Raw genomic sequence first — 24,777 nt, forward strand, 5'->3', positions numbered from 1 at the left:
CGCGCGGGCTCGGGGCAGGGAAGTGGGAGCGGGATAAAGCTAGCGACGCGCCGGTCGCCGCCGGCATTACCTTACCCTCCAATGCATATCCCCTCCGTGGGCTGGTCCCCCGACACCGGCGCGCTCCGCATCCTCGACCAGCGCTTCCTCCCCGAGCGCGAGCTGGTGCGCGACCTCGTCGCGCTCTCCGAGACGATCGACGCCATCCGGACGCTGGCGGTGCGTGGTGCCCCCGCCATCGGGGTGGCCGCCGCCATTGGCCTGGCGGTCTCGCTGGCCGCTGACAGCGGGGGGCAGGGGAGTACCGCCCGTGCCCTGCTTCCGGAATACGCGTCGCGTCTCGTCGACGCCCGTCCCACGGCGGTGAATCTCGCCTGGGCCGTGCACCGGTTACTCCGGTTGGCTGCCGACACCGACGATGAGCGGCTGCTGGAGGCGCTGCGCGTGGAGGCCGAGGTGATCCGCCAGGAAGACGTGCAGATGTGCGCCGCCATGGGGCGGCATGGGCTGCCACTGGTGCCGGACGGGGCTCGCATTCTCACCCACTGCAACGCGGGGGCGCTGGCCACCGCGGGAACCGGGACGGCGCTCGCGCCGATCTACGCGGCCCATGCGGCCGGTCGCCTGGTGACGGTGTATGCCAACGAAACCCGTCCCCTCCGCCAGGGTGCGCGGCTCACGGCCTGGGAGCTGTCCCGTGCTGGCATTCACGTCACGGTGTTGCCCGACGGCGCGGCCGCGTCGCTCCTGGCGCAGCGGCAGGTGGATCTGGTGATCGTCGGCGCCGATCGCATCACGGCCAATGGGGATGTGGCGAACAAGGTGGGCACGTACGGGGTGGCCCTCGCGGCACGCGCCCATGCGGTACCGTTCTACGTGGCGGCGCCGTGGAGTACGATCGATCCGGCCACGGCAACGGGAGCCGACATCGTCATCGAACACCGCAGCAGCGATGAACTGGGCGAGCTGCCGCCCGGCGTGCCGGCGTGGAATCCCGCCTTCGACGTCACGCCGCACAAGCTCGTGACGGGCTATCTCACCGACCGCGGTCTCGTCACTCCTCCCTTCGCCTGAGCGACCCATGTCCGTCCTCGCCATCGATCAGGGTACCACCGGCACCACCTGTCTCGTCATCGCCCGCGATGGGCGCGTCATGGGCCGCGCCTACCGCGAAATCACGCAGCACTACCCGGCCCCCGGATGGGTGGAGCACGATGCGCATGAGATTCTTGAGCGCACGCTCGATGCGGCCCGCGAGGCAATGGCGGCGGCGGCGCAGGCGGGCGCCGAGGCGCCGGTGTGCGTGGGGATCACCAACCAGCGCGAGACCATCGTGCTCTGGGAACGGGCCACGGGACGTGCCGTGCACCGGGCCATCGTGTGGCAGGATCGGCGCACCGCCGCGCGATGCGCCGAACTCGAACCCCACAAGGCGCGCATTGGCGCACTCACGGGACTGGTGACCGACCCCTACTTCAGCGGGACAAAGTTGGAGTGGCTGCTGGCGCAGGGCGATCACCACGCGCGTGCCGATCGCGGCGAGCTGTGCGCGGGGACGATCGACAGCTGGCTGGTGTGGCACCTGACCGGCGGGGCGGTCCACGCCACCGATCACACGAATGCGTCGCGCACCATGCTGTACGACATTCACCGGCGCGTCTGGAGCGAGGAGCTGTGCGCGCTGTTCGGGGTGTCGCCCGCCCTGCTGCCCGCGGTGGTGTCGTCGAGCGGCGAAGTGGGGCGCACCACCGTGGCCACGCTTGGCGTGTCGCTGCCCATTACCGGTATCGCCGGCGACCAGCAGGCCGCGCTCTTCGGGCAGGGAGGGTGGAGCGCCGGCGACGGCAAGAACACCTACGGTACCGGCGCCTTCCTGCTGCTGAACACGGGCACGCACCAGCCGGCGTCGGGCTCCGGCCTGCTCACCACCATCGCCTGTGACGAGCGCGGGGAGCCGGTGTATGCCCTCGAGGCCTCCATCTTCATTGCCGGCGCCGCCGTGCAGTGGTTGCGCGACGGGCTGGGGATCATTGCCACGAGCCGTGAGACGGAGGCGCTCGCCCGCTCGTTGCCCTCCAACGAAGGGGTGTACTTCGTGCCCGCGCTCGTGGGGCTCGGCGCGCCGGACTGGGAGCCCAACGCCCGTGGTACCATTGTCGGCATTACCCGCGGGACCGGCGTGGCGCACTTCGCGCGCGCGGCGCTCGAGGCCATGGCCTACGCCACCCGCGACGTACTGGGGGACATGCGCACCCACGGTCGGGTGCCGTTCGACAAGCTGCGGGTGGACGGCGGCGCCACCGCCAACGATTGGCTCATGCAATTCCAGGCCGATGTACTGGGGGTGCCGGTCGACCGCCCGGACATGGTCGAAACGACGGCCCTCGGAGCCGCCGGCCTGGCCGGTCTGGCGGCCGGTGTCTGGGCCAACGGGAGCGAATTCCTGGCCAGCCGGCCGTTCACGCGCTTCTCCCCCTCGGCGGGCGGAACGGCCGCGGCCGCTGCCGCGTATGAAGGGTGGCGCCGCGCCGTCCGGGCGGCGCTGGGGTGGGCCCGTGACTCCCGGTAGTATTCCGATTAAGCCTGTCGGGAATAGTGCCCTTTCCCGGCCGTCGTAGTATCTTCCAGCCCTACCCTCCCGACCTAACAGGACGGCGACCCCGTGAAAGCTCGCAACAAGTTCCTGCTCGGCGGCGTGCTGGTGCTCGGCACTGCCTCCTATCTCATGGCCAGCTCAATCGACGAGACGGCCACCTATTATCTCACGCCGGGTGAACTGGCGGCGAAGGTGGCCGTCAACCCGCGCTTCTCCAAGAACGGCGTGAAGATCGGAGCCCGAGTGGTGGACGGCACGATCAAACGTGACCCGGGCGGCCGCGAGCTGACGTTCATCATGACCGACGGTACGAAGACGTACCCGGTGCACTATCGCGGCGTCGCTCCCGACACCTTCACCGACGGCGTGGATATCGTGGTGGAGGGGCGTCTCGACGCCAACGGGGTGTTCCAGGCCACCACGCTCCTGGCCAAGTGCGCCTCGCGCTATGAGAACGCGCCGGGGCAGCCGGGGCAGTACCCGCCGGGTGCCAAGCACCCCGACAACGTCCCCAAGGCGTAACTCGGCGTTCGTCGTGCGCGGCCGTCCGTGCCGCGACCCGTCACACCGTAGTGGCAACTCACGCGCCGGGCGCGAGTCGGCGCCCGGCCTCCGCGCACCGCGCGAGGCGTCATGATTCTTGTTGGTGAGCTGTCGCTCTGGATCGCCCTGCTGATGGCGGCCTGGACGACCACGGTCTCCTTTGCGGGCGGCATGCAGGCGCGCCCCGATCTGATCAAGAGTGGCGAACGGGCCATGTACGCCACGTTCGGCTTCGTCGTCCTGGCCTCGATCGGCCTGTGGACGGCGCTCTTCACACACGATTTCTCGCTCAAGTTCGTCGCGTCGTTCACCAGCGCGAATCTGCCCAAGGTGTACCTGTTCACGGCATTCTGGGCCGGGCAGGAGGGGTCGCTGCTGTTCTGGACGCTCATCATGACGATGTACGCGGCCATCGCGGTGTTCACCAACCGCGACAAGAACCGGGCCATGATGCCGTTCGTGACGGGGACGCTGGGCGTCGTGGCGCTCTTCTTCCTCATGACCATGGCGTTCGCGGAGAATCCGTTCGAGCGCCTCGACTGGGTGCCGGCCGACGGCCGCGGCATGAACCCGCAGCTGCAGAACCCCGGCATGGCGGCGCACCCTCCCATGCTCTATCTCGGGTACGTCGGCACCGCGGTTCCCTTTGCCTTCGCCATTGGCGCGCTCGTCACGCGGCAGCTCGATGCGCAGTGGCTGGGGGCGGTGCGTCGCTGGGCCCTCGTGTCCTGGTTCTTCCTCACCATCGGCATCGTGCTGGGCATGTGGTGGGCTTACGTGGAGCTGGGCTGGGCCGGCTACTGGGCATGGGATGCGGTGGAGAACTCGTCGTTCCTGCCGTGGCTCACGGTGACGGCGTTCCTGCACAGCATCATGATCCAGGAAAAGCGCGGCATGCTGCGCAAGTGGAACGTGACGCTGGTGGTGCTGAGCTTCCTGCTCACCATTCTGGGCACGTTCATCACCCGTTCGGGTGTCATCGAAAGCGTGCACGCCTTCGCGCGCTCCCCGATCGGCAACTGGTTCCTCGGTTTCCTCATCGCGGCCACGGCGGTCACCGTGTACCTCGTGAGCACGCGCCTCAATGACATGCAGGCCAAGGCCGAGCTGGAAAGCATGGTGAGTCGCGAGGCCGCCTTCCTGTACAACAACCTGGTGCTGGTGGGCATCTGCTTCGCCACGCTCTGGGGCACGCTCTTCCCCATTCTTTCCGAGTGGGTGAAGGGCGACAAGATCACGGTGGGGCCGCCGTTCTTCAACGCGGTCAACGGCCCCCTCGGCTTGTTGCTGCTCGCGCTGACCGGCATCGGTCCGCTCATTGCCTGGCGCCGGGCCTCCGTGGCCAACCTGCAGCGGCAGTTCACGGCGCCGCTCATTGCGGGTGTGGTGGTCTTCGCGGCCCTGCTCGCACTGGGAATGCGTGACCCGTATGCCTTGGCGTCCTACCTGTTGGCCGGGTTCGTGTTCGGCACCATCATCCAGGAGTTCGTGAAGGGGGTGGGGGCACGGCGCCGCATGTACAGCGAAGGCCTCTTGGCGGCCTTCTTCCGCCTCATCGGTCGCAATCGCCGCCGCTACGGTGGCTACATCGTGCACTTCGGTGTGGTGGTGCTCTTCTGTGCCTTCGCCGGCCTCATGTTCAAGAAGGACATCACGGCCACGCTCAAGACCGGCGAGTCGGTGAAGATGACCGACGCCTACGGTCACGACTGGGTGTTCACCAGTCAGGGCATCTCGTTCTTCGAGCAGCTCAACCGGCGCGTGACGGCCGTGACGTTCGATGTCACCCGCGATGGCAAGCGCATGGGGCTGCTCTCCAGTGAGAAGCGCCAGCACGTGAATTCGCGCGGCGAGCCCACGTTCGAGCCGTCCACCGAGGTGGGCATTCTCGAGTCGCCCAAGCAGGACGTGTACTTGGTGTTCACAGGCGCCGTGGATCGGGACACCGCCGCGGTGCACATCAACTTCAACCCGCTCGTGTGGTGGGTCTGGTTTGGCGGCATCGTGATGGCCTTCGGGGGACTCATCGTGATGTGGCCGCAGGCGCAGAAGGCGGAACGCGAAGGCGGGTACGTGGCGCAGATCCCCATGGGGCGCGAACTCGAACCGGTGGGTGCGGGCGCGTGATGGAGTCCCGTAATCCGCTCACCTCCCGCAGCGGGCAGTCGCGGCGGGCGTTCCTCCTGCGGGCGGGTGCGCTGACTGCCGGAACGGCGCTCGTGTCCCGTCGCGCGTTGGCGCAGCAGCCCGCTGCGGCGGCCCCGGGTGGCGAGGAGATGACATCGGACAGCTACAAGCCGGTGTCGCGCCCACCCAAGCCCGGCGCGAAGCCGACCATGGACGCGAAGCAGCTCGAAGCCTTCGAGCGTGAACTGGCCTGTCCGTGTCCGTGCACGCTCGACATTTACACGTGCCGGACCACCGACTTCTCCTGCGGCATTTCGCCGGCGGTGCACGGTGACATTCAGCGTCTGGTGGACGGTGGCTACAGCGGCGCCGAGATCATGGAGGCGCTCACCGGTACCTACGGCGACTTCATCCTCAACGCGCCGCGCAAGGAAGGGTTCAGCCTCGTGGCGTGGTTTGCCCCGTTTGCGGCGGTGGCCATAGGGGGGGTCGGCATTGGTGTGCTGCTGCGCAGCTGGCGCATGAATGCGAAGCGCACGGAGTCTGCACGTCCGTCGCGCACGGCAGCAACCACCGGCGAGACCACTCTCGATGCCACCCCCGAGGAACTGGCCAAGTTGCAGGCGGCCTTACGGGAGGAGCGGTAATGGCCCTGCCCGAAGGCGCCCTGCCGCTGGTGGTGGGGACCGGCCTGGCGCTCGCCGCCCTCACCCTCGTGCTGTCGCCGCTGCTTGGGGCCATGGATGCGTCGGAGAGCGTGAAGCCGGCGCGCAAGCGGCGCCGCGACGAGGACGAAGCGGTCAATACCGCCGTCGATGCCCTCCGCGAAATCGAATTCGATCGCGAAACCGGGAAGCTGAGCGAGAGCGATTACGCCGATATGAAGCAGCGCTACACCCGCGAAGCACTGGCGGAGCTGCGGGCGGCGGAGGCGGCGGCGGGTGGTGGCACCGTCGCAGCGCCCGCGCCGGCGCGGGCCGTACTCGATGGCGCGCTCGATCCGGTGGAAGCGGCCATTGCCCGTGCCCGCGCCGACGTGCGCAGCTGCGGGGTGTGCGGACCGCGGCCGGAGCCGGATGCCACGTATTGCTCCAGCTGCGGGCGCTATCTGCCGGAAAAGTGTGGTGCGTGCGGCACGGCAATCGATCTGGTCGGCTCGCGCTTCTGCAGCGGCTGCGGCACGCAACTCGCCGCAGCCTGACCGCTGACCGCTGACGGCTGACGGTTACCAGTCGGGCAGATCGGGCAATTCGTACAAGTCGTAGCCATCCACGCGCGCGTCGCCCGTGCCAATCAGCACACCGCCGGCGCGCGTGGCAATTTTGCTCCCCGCCTCGGTGGCCGCAGCGAGCAGCAGGTGAATGGTCAACCCGCGGGCTCGCCATTCGGCCAGCAGGGCGCGTCGACAGCCGCGCAGGGCCTGCGCGGCGGCACGACCGTGCGGTGTACCGGGGTGCGTCACGCACATGCCCGCGAGGTACAGGGTCACCGCACTGCCTGCCGGCAGCTGCGCCACGGCTTCATCGCCCAGCACATCGTGCTTGGTGAATTGGGCTTCGTCGATTTGGCCGGCGCGCAACGCGGCGGCCGTGCCCGGCGCGAGGAACAGCTGATCGGCGTAGCCGAGGAACTCGCCTGTTTCCGGGGATTCGGCCACGAAGAGGATGTTGGCGCAGCGCGCGGCCCAGGCGTCGAAGCACGACTCGCTGAAGTTGGGGCCGAACCACGCCTGCCCCAGCGCTTCGGCGCTGGCGTGTGCGGCGCGGTCGTGCAGTGGCGCGGTGCGCGCACGTACCCCGTCAACCTCACAGAAGATCATCGAAGGATCATCGAAGGATCGTCGAAGGATCGTCTCACGCGATCGAGCGGAGCTGCCGGCCGGTGGCGTCGCGTGGCATTACGTGCCGGTGGCGCGCTTTGGCACCGATCGCGGTATGCGATCGACGCTGGCACACAGGCCACGCACGGGGCACACGCCGCACTTGGGGGCACGCGCCGAACAGACGAGGGCCCCCAGCTCCATGAGTGCCTGATTGTGTGTCCAGCACTGCTTTCCGCTGCGCGGGAGCAGCTGTTCGGCCAAATGCCAGAGGCGCTTGAGCCCGGCCCCACTCTTGGGGTTGAGCTCAGGGGCGAAGACCCGGTGCAGGACACGCGCGACATTCGTGTCCACGAGCGCCGCACGCTTCTCGTACGCGAACGAGGCCACGGCCCCCGCCGTGTAAGCGCCCACACCGGGCAACGCGCGCAGCTGCTCGGGCTCACTGGGAATGACGCCATCACGTGTGGCCGTCACGTGGCGCGCGAGCTGGTGGAGATTGCGCGCCCGAGCGTAGTATCCGAGCCCCGCCCAGTACTCCATGACCGAGTGCGAACGGGCCCGCGCGAGCGTGGGCAGATCGGGAAAGCGTTCGAGAAAACGCCGGTAGAAGTCCAGCACCCGTGACACCTGCGTTTGCTGGAGCATGAGCTCCGAAATCAGGATGCGGTACGGGTCGCGGGTCTGCCGCCAGGGCAGGTCACGCGAGTGCTTGCGGAACCAGGCATGCAAGCGCCGCCGAAAGGCGGTGGCCGTTTCAGGGGGCGGGGCAACGAACGACGGGGCGGCGACGCGCGGAGACATGAGGCGCAAAGCTAAAGGATCGCCGGCGCCCCTTCACCCCCTGGGCACCGCGGGTCATCCCCGTTCGAGCGCGTCGAGGCGCTGCCGCGCCAGCAGCAACGGCACCGCGGTCGCCGCCGCGCACACCAGTACCCCCATGGCAAACGGCACCGCCAGGTCCAGCGGATCACGCACGCGCCCGAAATGCTCGGCCACCACCCAGCGGGCCGCCGGACGTCCAGCGAGGTACGCCACCACGCCAATGAGGCCGATGGCGGTGATCATGAACAGGAGGCCGCCGAAGGAGGTGGGAATCTGGGCGGCATTTTCGGAATCGAAGCGCGGATAGAAGGTGCCGTACCCCAGCGCCAGCGCGGTCAGCGGGAACACCAGCGCCGTGATGGACACCAGCGACACCAGATGCACGAACGGCGTGACGCGCAGCATGACGTTGGTGGCTCCCACGAGTACCAGCGCCAGCACCAGCAGCGGCACGGCGCCCACCCAGAACTTGGCCCACAACAGCTCGCCCATGGGGAGCGGACTCGAACGCAGCAGCCACAGCGCGCGCCCCTCAAGTGAGACGCTCGGAAAGACGAAGCGCGCGGCGATCGACGCCAGTACGAAGCCGGCCAGCGCCAGATTGAGGAAGGGAATGAGGTTGCGCAGCAGAACCGTTACGCCTTCGCCATTGAGTGGCAGGTAACGCACGTTGGCCACGTAGACCACCAGCAGGACCGCCAGCAGCACGAGCTGTGACCACTGGGTGCTGTCGCGGGCGAAGACCCGCATTTCCTTGAGGACCAGCTCACGACGCCGCGGGCCAAGGAAGGTGAGTGCACGATCGAGCCACGGCCGGGCACTGCGTGCCGTGCCGCGCTTGGTGGCTCCTTCCTGCGCCATGCTGTAGGCGCGGCGCCACCCGCGCGCGTACAGCACATGTCCCACTCCCACCAGCACGGCGGCCGCCGCCCAGAGGCGCAGCAGCGGTTGCCACGCGGCCTTCCCTTCGAGGTACTTCACCACCGCCGCGCTCACCCACTCGCTGGGAAGCCACGGCGAACTCGGGGTGTCGAGGGCGGCCACGAACTGCATGAAGTTGGCGAAGCCTTCGGGACGCGCGAGCTGCTCGGGGCGCGCCGCGCGGAAGAGCAGCACGAGTCCCGCCACCGCCAGAGCCGCGATCACGCTCAACAGGTCCCGTGTGCGGCGCGCGGGAAAGATGTTCACCAGCAGCAACGTCACCGCCGAACCGAGGGCGGCGGGAATGAGCAGGAACGGAACGAATACCGCGAGCGCGAAGAGCACGAAGTCGAGCCCTCCGCGATAGGCCACGCCGTAGGCACCCACCAGCGGGACCAGCAGCAGCGCCACCATCCAGCTCGAGTGCAACGCGGTCTCAGCCAGGCGCGCCCGGTACAACGAACCACTGCGCACCGGCGCGGCCGCCAGCTGGTCGAGGTCGCGGGCCAGGAAGAAGTTCGAGAGCGCCGCGATGGTGTTCGAGAGCAGGAGGATGGAGCCGAAGGAGAGCAGGATCATGGCCAGGAGCTTGGCCGCCAGCAGCGCGCCAATGTCCTCGGCGCTGCGGAAATAGCGAAGCAGGCGCAGCGCGAGCGCGAAGGTCGCACTCCAGAAGAGCAGCGCGACGGACCCCACCACGACGACGCGCCGCAGGTCACCCTGCTGGTGGTGGCGGGTTCGATTGCGTGCCATCTGCCACTTGGGGCGCAGCAGCGACCACGCGCCGCCATCCATGGTGCCAGGCACGGGGGGCATCCCCGCCTCAGGCATCCAGCACCTCCACCAGTTCCCGCGCCACGAGGTCGCCCGTGAGTCGCAGGAAGATGTCCTCCAGGGCGTCGTCCTGTCCCGACGAGGCGCGCAGCTCGTCCATGGTCCCGCACGCCACCAACTCCCCCTTCTGCATGATGCCGATGCGATCGCACATGCCTTCGGCGATCTCCAGGGTGTGCGTACTCATCATCACCGTGTGGCCACGGCGAGTGTACTCGCGGAACAGGTCCTTGAGGATCTTCGACGACTTCGGGTCGAGACCGACCATCGGTTCGTCCACGACGATCACGGCCGGACGGTGCACGAAGGCGCTGGCGATGATCAGCTTCTGCCGCATGCCGTGGCTGTAGCTCTCCACCAACTCGTCCCGCCACGGCTCCAGGTCGAACAGGGCGAGGAGCTCGTGGCCGCGACGATCCACGTCGGGACCCGCCTCGCCATAGAGCCCGGCGCTGAAACGCAGGAACTCGATGCCGGTGAGCTTCTCGTAAATGAACGGCCGGTCCGGAATGAACCCCAGCGCGCGCTTGGCCTGCATGGGGGCGGCCAGCAGATCATGACCGGCGATCCGAATGGCACCGGCGCTGGGCTGCAGGATGCCGGCAATCATGCGCATGGTGGTCGTCTTGCCGGCGCCGTTGGGCCCCAGAAAGCCGAACAGCTCGCCGGCGGGGACCACGAGGTCGAGGGAGCGTACGGCGGTGAAGGTGCCGTACTGCTTGGAAAGCGAAGAGATCTCGATCATGCGCAATAGACGACCGAGAGCCGTCGGGCGGCACGGACCCGGCGGGGTTGTGTCGCTCCGGGGCTTCTCGCAGCTTCCACGACTATGCCTGAACCGACGATCCCCTCTGTGAATCCGCCCGCGGCGCCCGCATCCGACGCCCTCGTGGTTCGTGGGGCGCGTGAGCACAATCTGCGCAACATCAGCGTCACGATCCCGCGCGACAAACTGACGGTCGTCACCGGCTTGTCGGGTTCCGGAAAATCCTCGCTCGCGTTCGACACGATCTACGCCGAAGGGCAGCGGCGGTACGTGGAGTCGCTGTCGGCCTACGCGCGGCAGTTCCTCGGGCTCATGGAGAAGCCCGACGTGGACGCCATTGAAGGGTTGTCGCCGGCCATCTCCATTGAACAAAAATCGGCCGGACACAATCCGCGCTCCACGGTGGGCACGGTCACCGAGATCTACGATTACCTGCGCCTGCTGTTCGCCCGTACCGGAACACCGCACTGCCCCAGCTGCGGCCGGGCGGTCCAGCGACAGAGTCCCACGCAGATTGCCGAACAGGTCCTCGCGTGGCCCGACGGGACGCGACTCGAGATTCGCGCGCCCCTCGTGCAGGAGCGCAAGGGCGAGTTCCGCGAGCTGTTCGAAGGGGCACGGAAGCAGGGGTTCGTTCGCGCCGTCGTGGACGGGGAACTCATTGAGCTCGCCGATCCGCCCAAGCTCAACCGCCGGCTCAATCACTCGATCTCCGTGGTGGTCGATCGGCTGGTGGTACGCACGGAAGACCGCGGCCGCATCACCGATTCGGTGGAAACCGCGCTGCGGCTGGCCGAAGGACTGGTGGAGGTGGTGCGCTACGACGGTGGGGACCCACACACGGAGATGTTTTCCGAGCGCTACGGGTGCCCCACCTGCGGCATCTCCATGCCCGAGCTGGAGCCTCGCCACTTCTCCTTCAACTCGCCCTTCGGCGCCTGCGAGAGCTGCAGCGGCCTCGGGACCACCCGCAGCGTGAGCGAGGAGCTCATTCTCGGCGACCCCAGCATTTCCATTCTCGAAGGGGTCATCCTCCCCTGGGGCGAACCCGACGGCTACCTGCGCAAGGTCATCCTGCCGGGGCTGGCCAAGCTGCTCGGGTTCGACCTCAACGCACCGTGGGGAAAGATTCCGGCGTCGGTGCGCACGCAGCTCCTGTACGGCATGGGTGACGCACCACCGCGCGCGCGCCAGGCGGTCAAGAAGGCGGTCAAGGGTTCGGCGGCCAAGACGGCGGCCAAGGCGTCCGAAACGTCGTGGGAGGGGATCGTCACCCACGTGCAGCGGCGCTACGACGAGAGCAGCTCCGATGGCGTGCGTCTCGAACTCGATGCGTACATGGTGGCGGCGCCGTGCCCCGCGTGTGCCGGCAAGCGGCTGCGCCCCGAGTCCCTCGCGGTGACGGTGCACGGCAGCAACCTCGGCGATGTGGTGCAGCTGAGCGTGGCCGACGCCCTGGCCTTCTTCGAGCGCGTGCCGGTGCGCAGCGCGGGACATCCCGGTCTCGATCCCGGCATTGCGGGTCCCATTCTCAAGGAAGTCCGCGAGCGGTTGCGTTTTCTCGTGGACGTGGGACTCGACTACCTCACGCTCAATCGCAGCGCCGAATCCCTTTCCGGCGGCGAGGCGCAGCGCATTCGCCTGGCCACGCAGATCGGGTCCCGGCTGGTGGGGGTACTGTACATCCTCGACGAGCCGAGCATCGGTCTGCACCAGCGCGACAACGGACGGCTGCTGGGCACACTCAAGCAGCTGCGCGACCTTGGCAACACGGTCATCGTGGTCGAGCACGACGAGGAGACCATTCGCGAGGCCGACTACCTCATCGACCTTGGCCCCGGTGCGGGCAAGCACGGGGGCGAGGTCATTGCCGCCGGCTCGGTGCAGGATGTGCTGGACACGCCGGCGTCGATCACGGGTGCCTATCTGCGTGGAACGCGCCGTATCCAGGTGCCCGTGGCCCGTCGGCCGCGTGATGCCGCGCGCACGCTCACGGTGCACGGCGCACGGGAGAACAATCTCAAGGATGTCACGGCGGAGTTTCCCCTCGGTTGCTTCGTGGCCGTCACCGGCGTGTCCGGCTCGGGCAAGTCCACGCTGGTGACGGACATTCTGCAGAAGGCGCTCTCCCGTCACTTCTTCCGGGCGCGGGTGCTGCCGGGGCTCCACACGCGCATCACGGGACTCGATCATCTCGACAAGATCATCGACATCGACCAGAGTCCCATTGGCCGCACGCCGCGCTCGAATCCGGCCACCTACACGGGGGTCTTCACGCCGGTGCGCGAGCTGTTTGCGGAGTTGCCCGAGGCCAAGATCCGCGGCTACGGCCCGGGTCGATTCTCCTTCAACGTGAAGGGCGGGCGTTGCGAGGCGTGCCAGGGTGACGGACTCGTGAAGATCGAGATGCACTTCCTCCCCGACGTGTTCGTGCCGTGTGACGTGTGCAAGGGGAAGCGCTTTAACCGCGAAACGCTTGAGGTGCGCTTCCGCGGGTTGAGCATTGCCGAGGTGCTCGACCTCACCGTGGAGGATGCGTGCGGTGTGTTCGAGCATCAGCCGCGCATCGTGCAGAAGCTCGAGACGCTGCGCGACGTGGGACTCGGGTACATCCATCTCGGGCAAAGCGCGACGACGCTCTCCGGCGGCGAAGCGCAGCGCGTGAAGCTCGCCACGGAACTGTCGAAGCGGGACACGGGGCGCACCCTGTACATCCTCGATGAGCCCACGACCGGGTTGCACTTCGAGGACGTGCGCGTACTGCTCGACGTGCTGCACAAGCTGGTGGACCGCGGCAACACGATTCTGGTGATCGAGCACAACCTCGACGTCATCAAGACCGCCGATTGGCTGGTGGACCTCGGACCCGAAGGTGGCGTGCGGGGTGGAACCATTGTGGCGCAGGGCACGCCGGAGGAGGTCGCGCGCGTGCCGCAGAGCCACACCGGTCGCTACCTTGCCCCCATGCTGCGCGTCTGAGGCGCGGACGCGGCGGCGGCGTCGCGACATCGCCCTCGGTCGCTACATTGCCCATCTATGGTTTCCCTTCTCGACATCATCGGCCCCGTCATGGTCGGGCCAAGCTCCAGTCACACCGCCGGCGCCTGTCGCCTGGGGCTGCTCGCGCGCTGCCTTGTGGGGGGCACGCCCGACACGGCGCACATCGAGTTGCACGGCAGCTTTGCCCGTACCGGTGAGGGGCACGGTACCGACAAGGCGCTGGTGGGTGGACTCATGGGCTTTCGCCCCGACGACGAGCGGCTGCGCACGGCGCTCGAGATCATGGAGCGCGAGGGACTCCAGTACACCTTCGAAAAGACGTCGCTCGGCGACGAAGCGCACCCCAACACCGTGCGCATCTCGCTGGAGCGCGGGGGGCGGCGGTCGGTCATGGTTGGCGCATCGCTCGGCGCGGGCCGTGTACTCGTCACGGAGATCGACGGGTACCCGGTGGAGGTATCGGGCAACTTGCACACGATCGTCCTGGTGGCACACGACGTGAAGGGTTCGGTGGCTCGCATCGCCGGCATTCTCGCGGAGGCCGATGTGAACATCGCCACGCTCAAGCTGTCGCGGAAACAGCGGGGAGGCGACGCGTTCATGGTCATCGAGGTGGATGACCAACCTCGTGAGGCCGTGCGCGACGCCATTCGGGCGCTTCCGTGGGTAACGTGGGCCTTCCGCCTCGACAAGGTGAGTGCATGACCGCGCCGCTGCGCGCAGGAGCACGCTGATGTTCAAGAGTCTGGCGGACGCGATCCGCGAAGCGGAAGCGCGGCAGACCACCCTTGCCACCGTCGCGCTCGAGGCCGAAGCGCAGGACCAGGGGCGCCCCGTGGAGGAGATCCGTGATGCGCTGCGGCGCGCGCTGCAGGTGATGCGTGGCGCCGTCGATCGCGGTCTGGTGGGCGACCTGCGCAGTGCGTCGGAGCTCGTGGGTGGCGATGCGGCCAAGCTGCGTACGGGGCCGGCCGGCCCACTGGCGGGTACGGCCTTCCGCGATGTGCTGGCGCGGGCGCTGGCGGTGCAGGAGGTGAACGCAGCCATGGGCGTGATCGTGGCGGCGCCCACTGCGGGCGGTGCCGGTGTCCTCCCCGCCGTGCTCACGGGACTGGCGGCCGCCCAGGGGATCGATGACGAACGCGTGGTCGATGCGCTGGCCACGGCCGGTCTCATTGGCGCCGTGGTGGCGGAGCGGGCTTCGCTGTCGGGGGCGGAAGGCGGATGTCAGGCCGAGACCGGTGCCGCGGCCGGTATGGCCGCCGGCGCGGCCGTGGAAATGCTCGGCGGCTCCCCGCGCCAGGTGGGGCACGCCACGGCGCTGGCGCAGCAGGGCACGCTCGGGCTGGTCTGTGATCCGCTCGGCGGTTTGGTGGAATTGCCCTGCGTCTTCCGCAACGCCACCGGCGCTGCGATTGCGCTCGCGGCCATCGAAATGGCCATGGCGGGCGTCGAATTCGCGATCCCGGCCGACGAAGTGATCGACACGATGGGGGAGATCGGCGCGAGCATGGACGTGCGCTACCGCGAGACCGCCGGCGGCGGTCTCGCGGCCACGCCGACCGGACGCCGACTTGCGCGAGAGCGCCTGTACGAGCTGAAGCGCACCGGTGGGTGAGCGGGGGGGCGCGGGAGGCGGGGGCACCGCTGGGGCGGCTGCTGCCGCCCTTGCGTGGCGCGCCGGTCTGCTGCTGACCGGCCTGCTCGTGGCGGGGTGCGATCGCGTGGGAGGCAGCCAGCTGCGGTGGGTGCGCCAGGGCGACGTGGTGCTGCGCGAGACCCACCGCAGTGGGCGCTTCGCCGACGACGCGCTGGAAGAAGCGTCGGGCGCCGTGGTGTCGGTAGGGGAGCCCGGCGTGATCTGGAGTCAGAACGACAGCGGGAACGACGAAACGCTGTTTGCCTTCGACAGCACGGGGCGCGCCCTCGGGCGGGTCGACGTGAAAGGGGCGAAGAACCGGGACTGGGAAGCGCTGGCCACCGGTCCTTGCAATGAGGGACAGTGCCTCACCATTGGCGACGTCGGTGACAACGCGGCCTATCGCGGAACGCTCACGTTGTACCAGCTCGCGGAGCCGCGCGCCGCCATGGGCACGGTGCGGGTGCTGCGGTCGCTCGATGTGCGCTATGCCGATGGATCGCACGACGTGGAGGCGATGTACGCCGGCGCCGATGGCGGCCTGTGGCTGGTGACCAAGCGCCCCGCGCGAGGTGCCGGCGGTGCGTGGCGCCCGGTGCGCGTGTACCATGTGCCCCGGGCGGCGTGGGGACAGGGGGCCGAGTATACGGCGGCGGTGGTGGACTCGCTGCCGCTCATCCCCGAACGTGGCACGGCGCACAACTGGGTAACCGACGCCAGCCTGTCGGCACCGCTGGTCGACGGCCGGCGACGCCTGGCCCTGCTCTCGTATGGCGCGGTGCATGTGTTCGATGCCGATCCGGCCACCGGACGTCCCGGTGCCCTGGTGGCCCGATGTGCCCTCCCCATTCGCGAGGATACCGCCGAGGGGCTCACCTGGCTCGCCGACGGTCGCCTGCTGCTCGTCACCGAGGGGCGGCAGGGCGCGATCTATGTCGGCCGCTGTCCCTGACCCGTTTGCGGCGTATCTTCCGCGGTGGGCGTGGGTCGTGTCGAAACGAAACCGCGCCCGCTCCCGTACGGCTCAGCAACCGAACCTCAAGGGAATCGAACATGGTCACGCGTGAAGACATCGAGGCCTTCCTCGACCGGCTCAATGCCGACGGCGCCACGTATCAGGAAGTCGAACCCGGACTCTGGGTGGTGAAGCCGGGGGGCGCACTCGATTTCGATGTCGTCGTCACCCACAACCCGCCGGTGGTGCTGTTGCGCGTGAAGGTGATGCCCCTGCCGGCAGACGCCGCCGAATCGGCCGCGCTCAACCGTCGCCTCCTGGAGCTGAACGCCACCGACCTGTTGCATGGCGCGTACGGAATCGATGGCGATGCCGTGGTGCTCACCGAGGCGCTCGAACTCGCGCACCTTGACTTCGAAGAGTTCCTGGCGTCGTTCGAAAGCATGACACTTTCGCTCACCGGACATTTGCGTGAGCTGGCCGCCTTCCGCGAGGCTCGCTGATCCATGGGTATCTTCGATCGTCTTTCGACGCTGATCAAGTCGAACCTGAACGACCTCATCTCCTCGGCGGAAAACCCCGAGAAGATGCTGAACCAGATCATCGTCGACATGCGCAATCAGTTGGCGAAGGCCAAGCAGCAGGTCGCTGCCGCCATCGCCGACGAGAAGCGCCTCAAGGATCAGGCGGAAGCCGAGTTCAAGCTGGCCGACGACTGGGAGAAGCGCGCCATGCTCGCGGTGCAGGAAGGGCGCGACGACCTGGCCAAGCAGGCGCTCATGCGTGGGCAGGAGCATCTCGAGCACGGGCAGCAGCTGGCGGCCACGTGGGAGGCACACAAGCAGGAGACCGAGAAGCTCAAGCAGTCGCTGCGCGATCTCAACGACAAGATCGAGGAAGCGAAGCGCAAGAAGAACCTGCTGCTGGCGCGCCAGCGGCGTGCCGAGGCCCAGGCGCGTATCTCGCAAACGATGTCGGGGCTATCGGAGAACTCGGCGTTCGAAGCGTTTGCGCGCATGGAGGAGAAGATCACCGCCAACGAGCGTCAGCTGCAGGCCGCGCAGGAGATCGACGAGGAGTTCAGCGGCGATCGGCTGGCCGGCGAGTTCAAGCAGCTCGAGCGTGCGTCCGGTGGCGTGTCGGCCGACTTGCAGCTGTCGGCGCTCAAGCAGCGTATGGGCATGCTGAGCGCTGGTGCCCCGGCACCGTCGCGTCAGCTTGGCGCAGGGCCCACGGAGGCGGCCGCTCCGTCCGCCCCACCGGCGCAGCTGCCGGCCTCGACGTCTCCCGCGGCGGCATCTGACGCGAAGACCGCCGAAGCCGATCTGATCGCCGAAATCGAGCGGCTCGGGCAGACGAATCCCGGGCGCTGAATCGGCGGGTTGATCCTGCCCCAGGGTCGCAACGCGGCGTCTCCGTAGGCACGGGGACGCCGCGTTGCCATGGCACCGTGGTGTGGCGCCGCGTGGCAAAGGTAGGGTGTGCACGATTTCGATGACACACGCCACGCGTGCATCGTGCATCGTGACGCATGACCTCTGCATCGCGTCCGCTGCTGTCGCTGGTGAACGCCTCCGCCGAATGGCAGGCGGGGCTTCCCCCGCTGTGCCGTGCAAGCGTGCGGCTCCTCGATCGGGTGCACTTCAGCGTGCGGCAGGGCGACTGCATCGTGGTGCACCATCGCGACCCGTCCAGCGCCACGGTGCTGCTGGCCGCGCTGCGTGGTCACGGCGCACTGACCGTGGGCGCGCACCTCACTGGTGAACGTCTCGTTCGCACGGGGGTGCGTATCCGGCGCTGCAGCATCAGTCTCGAGGCAATGCAGGCGGTGCAGGAGGGATGGGGCAGCGCGCCTGAGGAGGCGGCGTCATCACCGGGCCGCGCCGTGGTGTATCTGCTGCGCGCCACACGGCGGCGCCCCGAGGTCGCCGGTACGCGTCAGCAGTGGCGGCAGTGGGCGCAGCGCGCACGCACAGCCGGAGACGCCCTGGTGCTGGTAACCCAGCACGTCGCGCACGGCGACGATCCTGCGGTCGCACGGCCTCGCGCCGCGCTGCACGAACCGGCACCGCACGGGTATTCCCTGTCCCGGGAGGGGAGCCGGGTGATGCGTCTGCACCACGGACGCCTGTTCGACATGCCACTGAGGGAATGATGGGTCGCCAGCGGTGGTGGCAACGCCGCGCGCCCGAGGCCGAAGCCCCGGGCGCGCCGGTCGAACGAACGGTGGCGAGGCCGCTCGGACCTACTGCCCCAGCTGATTGGCCGGGGTGCTGGCCGGGTAGTAGCGGTGGCGCACAGCGCTGCGCTTGGCGTCGATGTCCCACAGCGTGCTCTGCACCATCATGCCACGCATGCGGCGCTGGTTGGTGATGGGAGCCGGCGTGTAGCTGGTGCCCACCACGGGCGGCAGCGGCGCAAGCGCTTCGTGCGCGATCACGTCAGCGACGTTGGGGTACTTCACCGTCCCGTCGGTCTTCTGCATGATGAAGACGCGGCCCACGACCGGGCGCCCGTTGATGAGCGTCTGCCCCGTCACGGGGTCCACCGGCCAGGCGGCGGGCGCGGCCGGCGCCGGAGCCGCGGCGGCAAGGGCGGCGGGCTGAAGGGCAGCGGTCATCGCGGGCGCCAGCGCATCCTGCACCGCCAGCGAGTCGGTCGCGGTGCTGTCCGGCGCGGAGTTCTGCCCGGTCGACGAGTCGGTGGCCGGTGCGGCGGGTGCCGCCGGCTGGGAGGGGGGCGGCATGAGCACGACCTGAGCGGCCCGACCGCTGCGCGCCGTGATGCCCACGGCGATCAGGGCCGCCACGACGGCGGCGTAGCGGGCGCGGGATGAACGCGGTGACGAGAACGACGCTGCACGCATGGTCGGTACCGGACGAGGGTGGGGAGCCGAGGGGGGTGACAGGCCCCCTACATTCAACGCGTTACTTTGCGTGGAGATCCCGCGCGTTTCAAGGTTTCTGCCTCCGCCACCTGCGCCAATGCCCGAGTTCCGCCTGTACAACACGCTCACGCGCCGCGTCGAGCCGTTCGCGCCCGCCGATGGACAGACGGTGCGCATGTACACGTGTGGACCCACGGTCTACAACGCGGCCCACCTCGGCAATTTCCGCACGTTTCTCTTCGAGGACCTGCTGCGGCGGGTGTTCCGGTTGGCCGGCTGGCAGGTGGAGCAGGTCATGAACCTCACCGACGTGGATGACAAGATCATCCGCAAGGCGCAGGCGAATGGCCAGCACATCCTTGAGGTCACCGAACCCTATACCGAACTCTTCCACACCGACCGCCGATACCTGCGGATCGAGGACGCCGAGCGGTACCCCAAGGCCACAGAGCACATCCCGGAAATGATCGCGCTGGTCGAGCGGCTGGTGGCCAACGGCGTGGCCTACGTGGCCGACGACGGGTCGGTGTATTTCGCGATCGACCAGTTCGCCGATTACGGGAAGCTCTCGCAGCTCGACAAGCGCGAGGTGAAGAGCGGGGCGCGGGTGGCGCAAGACGAGTACGCCAAGGAAAACGCCCAGGACTTTGCGCTCTGGAAGGCGGCCAAGCCCGAGGACGAGGCCACCGGGGCCGCTTGGGACTCGCCCTGGGGGCGCGGTCGTCCCGGCTGGCACCTGGAGTGCTCGGCGATGGCCATGAAGTACCTCGGCGAGACGTTCGACCTCCACGCCGGGGGCATCGACCTCATTTTCCCGCATCACGAGGACGAAATCGCCCAGAGCGAAGCGGCCACCGGCAAGCAGTTCGCGCGCTGCTGGTGCCACGGGGAGTTCCTGCTCACCGATGGCGCCAAGATGGCCAAGCGGGTCGGCAACGTGGCCAACGTGGTGGAGTTGCGGGAGCAGGGGATCAGCGGGACCGCCTACCGGCACTTCGTGTTCAGCGCACACTACCGCAAGCAGCTCAATCTGGGCGAGGACTCGCTCGAGCAGTCGCGGGCGGCGGTGAACCGCATTGGGGCCTTTGCCAGGCGTCTGGCCGAGGCGACCGGTGCCACCCCGCCACTCGCCGCTGCGGCCACACGGGCGGAGAAGGCGTTTCTCGACGCCCTCTTCGACGACCTCAACGCCCCCGAGGCCATGGCGGCGCTGTTCACCTTCATCACCGAGGCCAACCGGGAGCTCGACGCCGGGGGAACGGACGGGGCCGCGCTGGAACGGGCGCGGGCGGCGTTCCGCCTCATGGATTCGGTGCTCGATCTCGTCCCTGAGCAGGATACGGAAAGCGAGCTGGCGGCCTGGGTGGAGGAGCGCCTGGCCGCCCGTCGCGCGGCCCGGGAGCGTCGGGATTTTGCTGCCGCCGACCAGGTGCGCGCCGAGCTCACGGCGCGGGGCATCCTCATCGAGGATGGCCCGGGCGGGACGCGCTGGCGACGCGGCTGACGGTCGCGGCGACTGGGGCGGGGGAGCTACCGCGCGGCACCTCGCCCCATTAGCATTGGGGTCTCTGGGAGTTCGGGTCCTTTCTGCTGACGTAGCTCAGTTGGTAGAGCAGCTGATTTGTAATCAGCAGGTCAGGGGTTCGAGCCCCCTCGTCAGCTTTCGCGGTACTCGCGCGGCGGCCGGCGGAACTTGGGTGGGGTACTCAAGTGGCCAACGAGATCAGACTGTAAATCTGACGGCGCAAGCCTTCGAAGGTTCGAATCCTTCCCCCACCATGGCAGGACCGCCGGCGCAGTGGCGGGTAGCACCGTAAGCACGCGGGAGTAGCTCAGCTGGTAGAGCGCAAGCCTTCCAAGCTTGATGTCGCGGGTTCGAGCCCCGTCTCCCGCTCTGTTGGTGAAGGTGCAGGACGCTCACGTAGCTCAGTCGGCAGAGCACATCCTTGGTAAGGATGAGGTCACCGGTTCGATCCCGGTCGTGAGCTCTTTTCAGAGGCCATCAGTGCCCCCGTCGCCAGGAGCGCGACGGGGGCACTGGCGTTTGCGCCGGCCGTGACAAACGCGTCCGTGCGAATGGGCTTGGGGCGGCTCATGGCGTCGCGCGTGCTGAGCGGCCGCCACCTCTGCCGGTGAGTCATGGTGCACGTGGCCCGCGAGACTCCTGCGCGTGTGGCGGTCGTCGATGACGAGACAGGTGGTGCCGGTGGTCCCCGCGCCGGGGGTTGGTCGCTATTGACTGTCTGTTCGGGAGCGATTCGGGTGGGGCTGCAGACCGGTAAGGTGCTGCTCTACCGACACTTGCATACTTGGACCGCTCGGTGTGGATAGCTTGGGCGCGTGACTTGCGGGGGGCGTCCGGCGCTACTACGTTGCAAGGCTCACCCCACTTCGGTGAAAGCCGGAGGTGGGTCCGAACTATCGGGAATTTTCGAAGAGCTGTGACGGAGCCGGGATATGCCGCGCGAGAAGATCATCCTCGGGTGCACCGAGTGTAAGAACCGCAACTACTTCACGATGAAGAACAAGCGTCTTCATCCGGAACGCGTGGAGTGGAAGAAGTACTGCCCGCGCTGCAACAAGCATCAGCTCCACAAGGAAACCAAGTAAGCCATGACGGCACCCGTCGAGGTTTCCCGTCCGGGGCTCGGCACGCGGCTGGTCACGTTCTACCATGACGTGATCGCCGAGATGAAGAAGGTGACGTGGCCGGATCGCCCGCAGCTGCAGTCGGCGACCGTCCAGATCATCATCTTCGTGCTGATTCTTGGAGCGCTCATCGGCCTGGTGGACGTGGCGCTGCAGTTTGCGCTCGTCCGCCTGCCGTCCATGCTTTTCGGTCGCTGACGTGATGCCCATGTCCGTGTCGATGCTCGAGCACCGCTGGTACGCCATTCAGACGACGTCCGGCCACGAGAACAAGGTGCAGCGTCTGATCCAGCGCAAGATCGACATGGATCCGGCGCAGCCCGAGGATCGCCTGATTCGTCAGGCGCTCGTGCCGACGCAGGAAGTCGTGGAAATCAAGAACGGCAAGAAGGTGGCGGTGGAGCGGAAGATCTTCCCGGGGTACGTGCTCGTGGAGATGGTGGCGTCGCAGGATACGCTGCACGAGATCAACGCTATTCAGGGTGTCATCAAGTTCGTGGGCAAGGATCGCGATCCCATGCCGCTGCGCGACGACGAAGTGCGTCGGTTGCTGGGGCAGGCGGATCCGGCCGACGAGGGCCCGGTGCGCGAGGAGATTCCGTTCCTCGTGGGGCAGGCAGTGGCCATCACGGAAGGTCCGTTCGCGGACTTCAACGGGACGGTCGAGGAGATCCTGCCGGACAAGGGCAAGGTGCGGGTGTCGGTGAGCCTGTTCGGTCGGCCGACGAGCGTGGAGCTGGATTACCTGCAGCTGCGCGGGTACTGAGAAGCAGTCTCGAGTTGTGAGTTCCAAGTCATTGAGTACTGAAAACTCATCACTCGGAACTTCGGACTGTTGTTGCCGGACGCCGCCACCACTCGGCGCAAAACAACGTGGCAGCTAGACCGTTGCGGGATGGTCCCGCGGCGGAACTCGCGATGAGGAAGTCGCATGGCCAAGAAGGTCACTGGATTCGTCAAGCTGCAGATTCCGAGCGGCAAGGCGAACCCGGCGCCCCCGGTAGGTACGGCCCTCGGTCCCCAGGGTATCAACATCATGGGGTTCTGCAAGGAGTTCAACGCTCGCACGCAGGGCGGGGATATGATCATTCCCGTCGAGGTCACGATCTACGCGGACAAGTCGTTCACCTTCATTCTGAAGACTCCGCCGGCGGCGGAGCTCATCAAGAAGGAGATCGGCGTGGACAAGGGCTCGGGTCAGCCGAACAAGGTAAAGGTGGGAACGATCACGCGGGCGCAGCTCGAGAAGATTGCGACCACGAAGATGCCCGACCTCAATTGTGAGAGCATGGAGAGCGCCGTGGCGATGATCGCCGGGGCCGCGCGGTCCATGGGCATCACGGTCAAGGACTGAGTCGCATGAACACGCATGGAAAGAAGTACCGCGCGGCGAGTGAGCGGCGCGACCAGGCCAAGGCGTACGACTCGAAGCAGGCGATCGCGCTGGTGAAGGGCATGGCGTTCGCCAAGTTCGACGAGACCGTCGAAGTGGCGATCCGCCTCGGCGTCGATCCGCGTCATGCCGACCAGGTGGTCCGTGGCACCGTCGTGTTGCCGGCTGGTACGGGCAAGACGATGCGCGTGCTTGTCATCGCCGCTGGGGCCAAGGTGCAGGAAGCGCAGGACGCCGGCGCCGACTTCGTGGGCACCGAGTTCCTGCAGAAGATCAAGGACGGCTGGCTCGACTTTGACGTGCTGATCGCGACCCCCGACCAGATGGGCCAGTTGGGCCAGCTCGGTCGCGTGCTCGGTCCGCGTGGCCTCATGCCGAATCCGAAGGCCGGCACGGTCACGTTCGACGTGGCGAAGGCGGTGCGCGAGTCGAAGGGCGGCAAGATCGAGTTCCGCGTCGACAAGGGCGGCAATGTGCACGCGCCCATCGGCAAGGTGTCGTTCACCCCCGAGCAGCTCGAGTCCAACTTCACTGCGCTGCTGGACACCATCGTGCGCGCCAAGCCGGCGGCTGCGAAGGGTGTGTACATCCGCAACGTCGCGATCTCCAGCTCCATGGGTCCTGGCGTCACCATCGACACCACGCCGTTCCGGTAAGAGGGAGACGCAACCATGAAAGCCAAGCCGAAGGCCAAGAAGGCCGACAAGCAGATCCTGGTGGACAGCCTGAAGGCGTCGATGGAAGGCGCGCAGGCGCTCTACTATACCGACTTCACGGGGCTGAACGTGAAGCGCATGACGGAGCTCCGTCGCCGGTTCCGCAAGGCCGGTGTCGAGTACGTCGTGATCAAGAACACGCTGGCGCTCCGGGCCGTGAACGAAAGCGGACTGGTGGCGCAGCGCCTGAAGGGCCCGACGGGGGTGGTGGTGGCGAAGGATGCCATCACGGCAGCCAAGGTTCTCTCCGACTTTGCGAAGGAGAACGACCAGAAGCCCGCCGTGAAGGGTGGCATCTACGAGGGCAATGCGGTCGACGAGGCGATGGTCAAGAAGCTGGCCTCGCTGCCGAACCGCGAAGAGGCGCTCTCGATCTTCGCCGGCTACCTCAACAGCATCCCGATGATGTTCGCCCTCGCCCTCGACGCCCGTAAGGCGCAGCTCGAAGGCTCCAACTGAGTTCCCCAGGCGTACGCCTGATTACACGCCCCAGGACCCCTGGGGGACATTCACGGAGAACGTTTTACCATGGCTAACACGACCCTGAGCAAGGACGAGATCCTCGACGCGATCGGCGCGATGAGCGTCATCGAGCTCTCCGATCTCATCGAAGCGTTCAAGACGAAGTTCAACGTCACCATCGCCGCCGTGGCGGCGGGCGGCGGCGGCGGCGCGGCGGCGGCGGCTCCGGCGGCTGAAGAGCAGACCGAATTCACCGTCATCCTCAAGGAAGCCGGCGCGAAGAAGATCCAGGTCATCAAGGTGGTGCGCGAGCTCACCGGCCTGGGCCTGAAGGAAGCGAAGGACCTGGTCGACGGCGCGCCCAAGACGCTGAAGGAAAATGTGTCGAAGGACGAAGCCGCGCAGATCAAGGCCAAGCTCGAGGCCGAAGGCGCTGGCGTCGAAGTCAAGTAATCCGTCGGCCCTCCAGCCACCGGCTTACGTCGACACCCTGTAGTTCCGCCGTTGTAACGCTCCGCCCCGGGGGCTCCGGTCACGAAAAAGTGACCGGAGCCGTCGGGGACGGAGCGCTTTGCGCCCCCGGGCGGCCGAACGGCCTCCCCGGGACCGCGCGCCCCGCCAGAGGGTGAGCCCCTTAAGGATATG

Annotated in this window: 26 protein-coding genes and 4 tRNA genes; 25 read left to right on the plus strand and 5 right to left on the minus strand. The window is 67.7% G+C overall.

The window, feature by feature from the left end; genetic code table 11:
• The first annotated feature begins 81 nt into the window (after positions 1-81).
• The 6 genes from mtnA to O9271_RS10800 all read left to right on the plus strand — a co-directional run bounded on the left by mtnA (position 82) and on the right by O9271_RS10800 (position 6,467).
• Positions 82-1,074: an S-methyl-5-thioribose-1-phosphate isomerase gene (gene mtnA, locus O9271_RS10775; RefSeq protein WP_298269380.1), complete on the plus strand. Its 993-nt coding sequence runs from the start codon at positions 82-84 to the stop codon at positions 1,072-1,074.
• Between the two features lie 7 nt (positions 1,075-1,081).
• A complete protein-coding gene (glpK, locus tag O9271_RS10780; RefSeq protein WP_298269383.1) occupies positions 1,082-2,569 on the plus strand; it encodes a glycerol kinase GlpK in 1,488 nt (495 codons plus the stop codon).
• A 93-nt stretch (positions 2,570-2,662) separates the two neighbouring features.
• Positions 2,663-3,118 carry a cytochrome c maturation protein CcmE gene (locus O9271_RS10785; protein WP_291266686.1) on the plus strand — a complete coding sequence of 152 codons (456 nt, stop codon included), beginning with the start codon at positions 2,663-2,665 and terminating at the stop codon, positions 3,116-3,118.
• 111 nt (positions 3,119-3,229) lie between these two features.
• Entirely contained in the window at positions 3,230-5,266 is a 2,037-nt protein-coding gene (locus tag O9271_RS10790) for a heme lyase CcmF/NrfE family subunit (protein WP_298269387.1), read from the plus strand.
• Positions 5,266-5,913, plus strand: a complete 648-nt coding sequence (locus O9271_RS10795) for a cytochrome c-type biogenesis protein CcmH (RefSeq protein ID WP_298269634.1) — start codon at positions 5,266-5,268, stop codon at positions 5,911-5,913. The genes O9271_RS10790 and O9271_RS10795 overlap by 1 nt, the downstream gene beginning before the upstream one ends.
• Entirely contained in the window at positions 5,913-6,467 is a 555-nt protein-coding gene (locus O9271_RS10800) for a zinc ribbon domain-containing protein (RefSeq protein ID WP_298269390.1), read from the plus strand. Before O9271_RS10795 ends, O9271_RS10800 begins: the two co-directional genes overlap by 1 nt.
• Before the next feature lie 24 nt (positions 6,468-6,491).
• Here O9271_RS10800 and O9271_RS10805 read toward each other — a convergent pair whose 3' ends face one another.
• The 4 genes from O9271_RS10805 to O9271_RS10820 all read right to left on the minus strand — a co-directional run bounded on the left by O9271_RS10805 (position 6,492) and on the right by O9271_RS10820 (position 10,410).
• Positions 6,492-7,085, minus strand: a complete 594-nt coding sequence (locus O9271_RS10805; RefSeq protein WP_298269392.1) for a hypothetical protein — start codon at positions 7,083-7,085, stop codon at positions 6,492-6,494.
• Positions 7,086-7,163: 78 nt separating this feature from the next.
• Positions 7,164-7,889, minus strand: a complete 726-nt coding sequence (locus tag O9271_RS10810; RefSeq protein WP_298269395.1) for an A/G-specific adenine glycosylase — start codon at positions 7,887-7,889, stop codon at positions 7,164-7,166.
• A gap of 54 nt (positions 7,890-7,943) precedes the next feature.
• Entirely contained in the window at positions 7,944-9,647 is a 1,704-nt protein-coding gene (locus O9271_RS10815) for a hypothetical protein (RefSeq protein WP_298269398.1), read from the minus strand.
• A gap of 7 nt (positions 9,648-9,654) precedes the next feature.
• The gene (locus tag O9271_RS10820; protein WP_298269401.1) at positions 9,655-10,410 is read right to left on the minus strand and encodes an ABC transporter ATP-binding protein; all 756 of its coding nucleotides are present in this window, start codon (positions 10,408-10,410) and stop codon (positions 9,655-9,657) included.
• An 84-nt stretch (positions 10,411-10,494) separates the two neighbouring features.
• On the opposite strand from O9271_RS10820, the gene uvrA reads away from it, so the two are divergent.
• The 7 genes from uvrA to O9271_RS10855 all read left to right on the plus strand — a co-directional run bounded on the left by uvrA (position 10,495) and on the right by O9271_RS10855 (position 18,180).
• The gene (gene uvrA / locus O9271_RS10825; protein WP_298269403.1) at positions 10,495-13,410 is read left to right on the plus strand and encodes an excinuclease ABC subunit UvrA; all 2,916 of its coding nucleotides are present in this window, start codon (positions 10,495-10,497) and stop codon (positions 13,408-13,410) included.
• Between the two features lie 57 nt (positions 13,411-13,467).
• Complete coding sequence (gene sdaAB / locus O9271_RS10830; protein ID WP_298269406.1) at positions 13,468-14,136, plus strand: L-serine ammonia-lyase, iron-sulfur-dependent subunit beta; 669 nt, start codon at positions 13,468-13,470, stop codon at positions 14,134-14,136.
• Positions 14,137-14,164: 28 nt separating this feature from the next.
• The gene (gene sdaAA / locus O9271_RS10835; protein ID WP_298269409.1) at positions 14,165-15,049 is read left to right on the plus strand and encodes an L-serine ammonia-lyase, iron-sulfur-dependent, subunit alpha; all 885 of its coding nucleotides are present in this window, start codon (positions 14,165-14,167) and stop codon (positions 15,047-15,049) included.
• Positions 15,042-16,022, plus strand: coding sequence for a hypothetical protein (locus O9271_RS10840; protein WP_298269412.1), 981 nt, complete (start codon positions 15,042-15,044; stop codon positions 16,020-16,022). Before sdaAA ends, O9271_RS10840 begins: the two co-directional genes overlap by 8 nt.
• A gap of 101 nt (positions 16,023-16,123) precedes the next feature.
• Positions 16,124-16,528, plus strand: a complete 405-nt coding sequence (locus O9271_RS10845) for a YbjN domain-containing protein (protein ID WP_291263384.1) — start codon at positions 16,124-16,126, stop codon at positions 16,526-16,528.
• 3 nt (positions 16,529-16,531) lie between these two features.
• Entirely contained in the window at positions 16,532-17,398 is an 867-nt protein-coding gene (locus tag O9271_RS10850) for a PspA/IM30 family protein (protein ID WP_298269415.1), read from the plus strand.
• A 158-nt stretch (positions 17,399-17,556) separates the two neighbouring features.
• Positions 17,557-18,180 carry a hypothetical protein gene (locus tag O9271_RS10855; protein ID WP_298269418.1) on the plus strand — a complete coding sequence of 208 codons (624 nt, stop codon included), beginning with the start codon at positions 17,557-17,559 and terminating at the stop codon, positions 18,178-18,180.
• A 90-nt stretch (positions 18,181-18,270) separates the two neighbouring features.
• Here O9271_RS10855 and O9271_RS10860 read toward each other — a convergent pair whose 3' ends face one another.
• Positions 18,271-18,891: a hypothetical protein gene (locus tag O9271_RS10860; RefSeq protein ID WP_298269421.1), complete on the minus strand. Its 621-nt coding sequence runs from the start codon at positions 18,889-18,891 to the stop codon at positions 18,271-18,273.
• Positions 18,892-19,009: 118 nt separating this feature from the next.
• Between O9271_RS10860 and cysS the strand changes: the two genes are divergently transcribed.
• From cysS to rplL, 12 genes are all read left to right on the plus strand, one after another.
• Complete coding sequence (gene cysS / locus O9271_RS10865) at positions 19,010-20,416, plus strand: cysteine--tRNA ligase (protein WP_298269424.1); 1,407 nt, start codon at positions 19,010-19,012, stop codon at positions 20,414-20,416.
• Positions 20,417-20,501: 85 nt separating this feature from the next.
• A tRNA-Thr gene (locus O9271_RS10870) sits at positions 20,502-20,574 on the plus strand.
• A 34-nt stretch (positions 20,575-20,608) separates the two neighbouring features.
• Positions 20,609-20,691, plus strand: a tRNA-Tyr gene (locus O9271_RS10875).
• 42 nt (positions 20,692-20,733) lie between these two features.
• Positions 20,734-20,806, plus strand: a tRNA-Gly gene (locus O9271_RS10880).
• A 21-nt stretch (positions 20,807-20,827) separates the two neighbouring features.
• Positions 20,828-20,900, plus strand: a tRNA-Thr gene (locus tag O9271_RS10885).
• A gap of 469 nt (positions 20,901-21,369) precedes the next feature.
• Positions 21,370-21,522 carry a 50S ribosomal protein L33 gene (gene rpmG, locus O9271_RS10890; protein WP_291164129.1) on the plus strand — a complete coding sequence of 51 codons (153 nt, stop codon included), beginning with the start codon at positions 21,370-21,372 and terminating at the stop codon, positions 21,520-21,522.
• 3 nt (positions 21,523-21,525) lie between these two features.
• Positions 21,526-21,759: a preprotein translocase subunit SecE gene (secE, locus tag O9271_RS10895; protein WP_298269426.1), complete on the plus strand. Its 234-nt coding sequence runs from the start codon at positions 21,526-21,528 to the stop codon at positions 21,757-21,759.
• Positions 21,760-21,769: 10 nt separating this feature from the next.
• Positions 21,770-22,327, plus strand: a complete 558-nt coding sequence (gene nusG, locus O9271_RS10900) for a transcription termination/antitermination protein NusG (protein ID WP_298269429.1) — start codon at positions 21,770-21,772, stop codon at positions 22,325-22,327.
• 165 nt (positions 22,328-22,492) lie between these two features.
• The gene (gene rplK / locus O9271_RS10905; protein ID WP_298269432.1) at positions 22,493-22,915 is read left to right on the plus strand and encodes a 50S ribosomal protein L11; all 423 of its coding nucleotides are present in this window, start codon (positions 22,493-22,495) and stop codon (positions 22,913-22,915) included.
• A 5-nt stretch (positions 22,916-22,920) separates the two neighbouring features.
• Complete coding sequence (gene rplA / locus O9271_RS10910; protein WP_298269435.1) at positions 22,921-23,610, plus strand: 50S ribosomal protein L1; 690 nt, start codon at positions 22,921-22,923, stop codon at positions 23,608-23,610.
• Between the two features lie 15 nt (positions 23,611-23,625).
• The gene (gene rplJ / locus O9271_RS10915; RefSeq protein ID WP_298269437.1) at positions 23,626-24,129 is read left to right on the plus strand and encodes a 50S ribosomal protein L10; all 504 of its coding nucleotides are present in this window, start codon (positions 23,626-23,628) and stop codon (positions 24,127-24,129) included.
• A gap of 84 nt (positions 24,130-24,213) precedes the next feature.
• A complete protein-coding gene (gene rplL, locus O9271_RS10920; RefSeq protein WP_343213900.1) occupies positions 24,214-24,585 on the plus strand; it encodes a 50S ribosomal protein L7/L12 in 372 nt (123 codons plus the stop codon).
• The last annotated feature ends 192 nt before the right edge of the window (positions 24,586-24,777 follow it).

It is taken from the genome of Gemmatimonas sp. (assembly GCF_027531815.1).
Taxonomy (GTDB): domain Bacteria; phylum Gemmatimonadota; class Gemmatimonadetes; order Gemmatimonadales; family Gemmatimonadaceae; genus Gemmatimonas.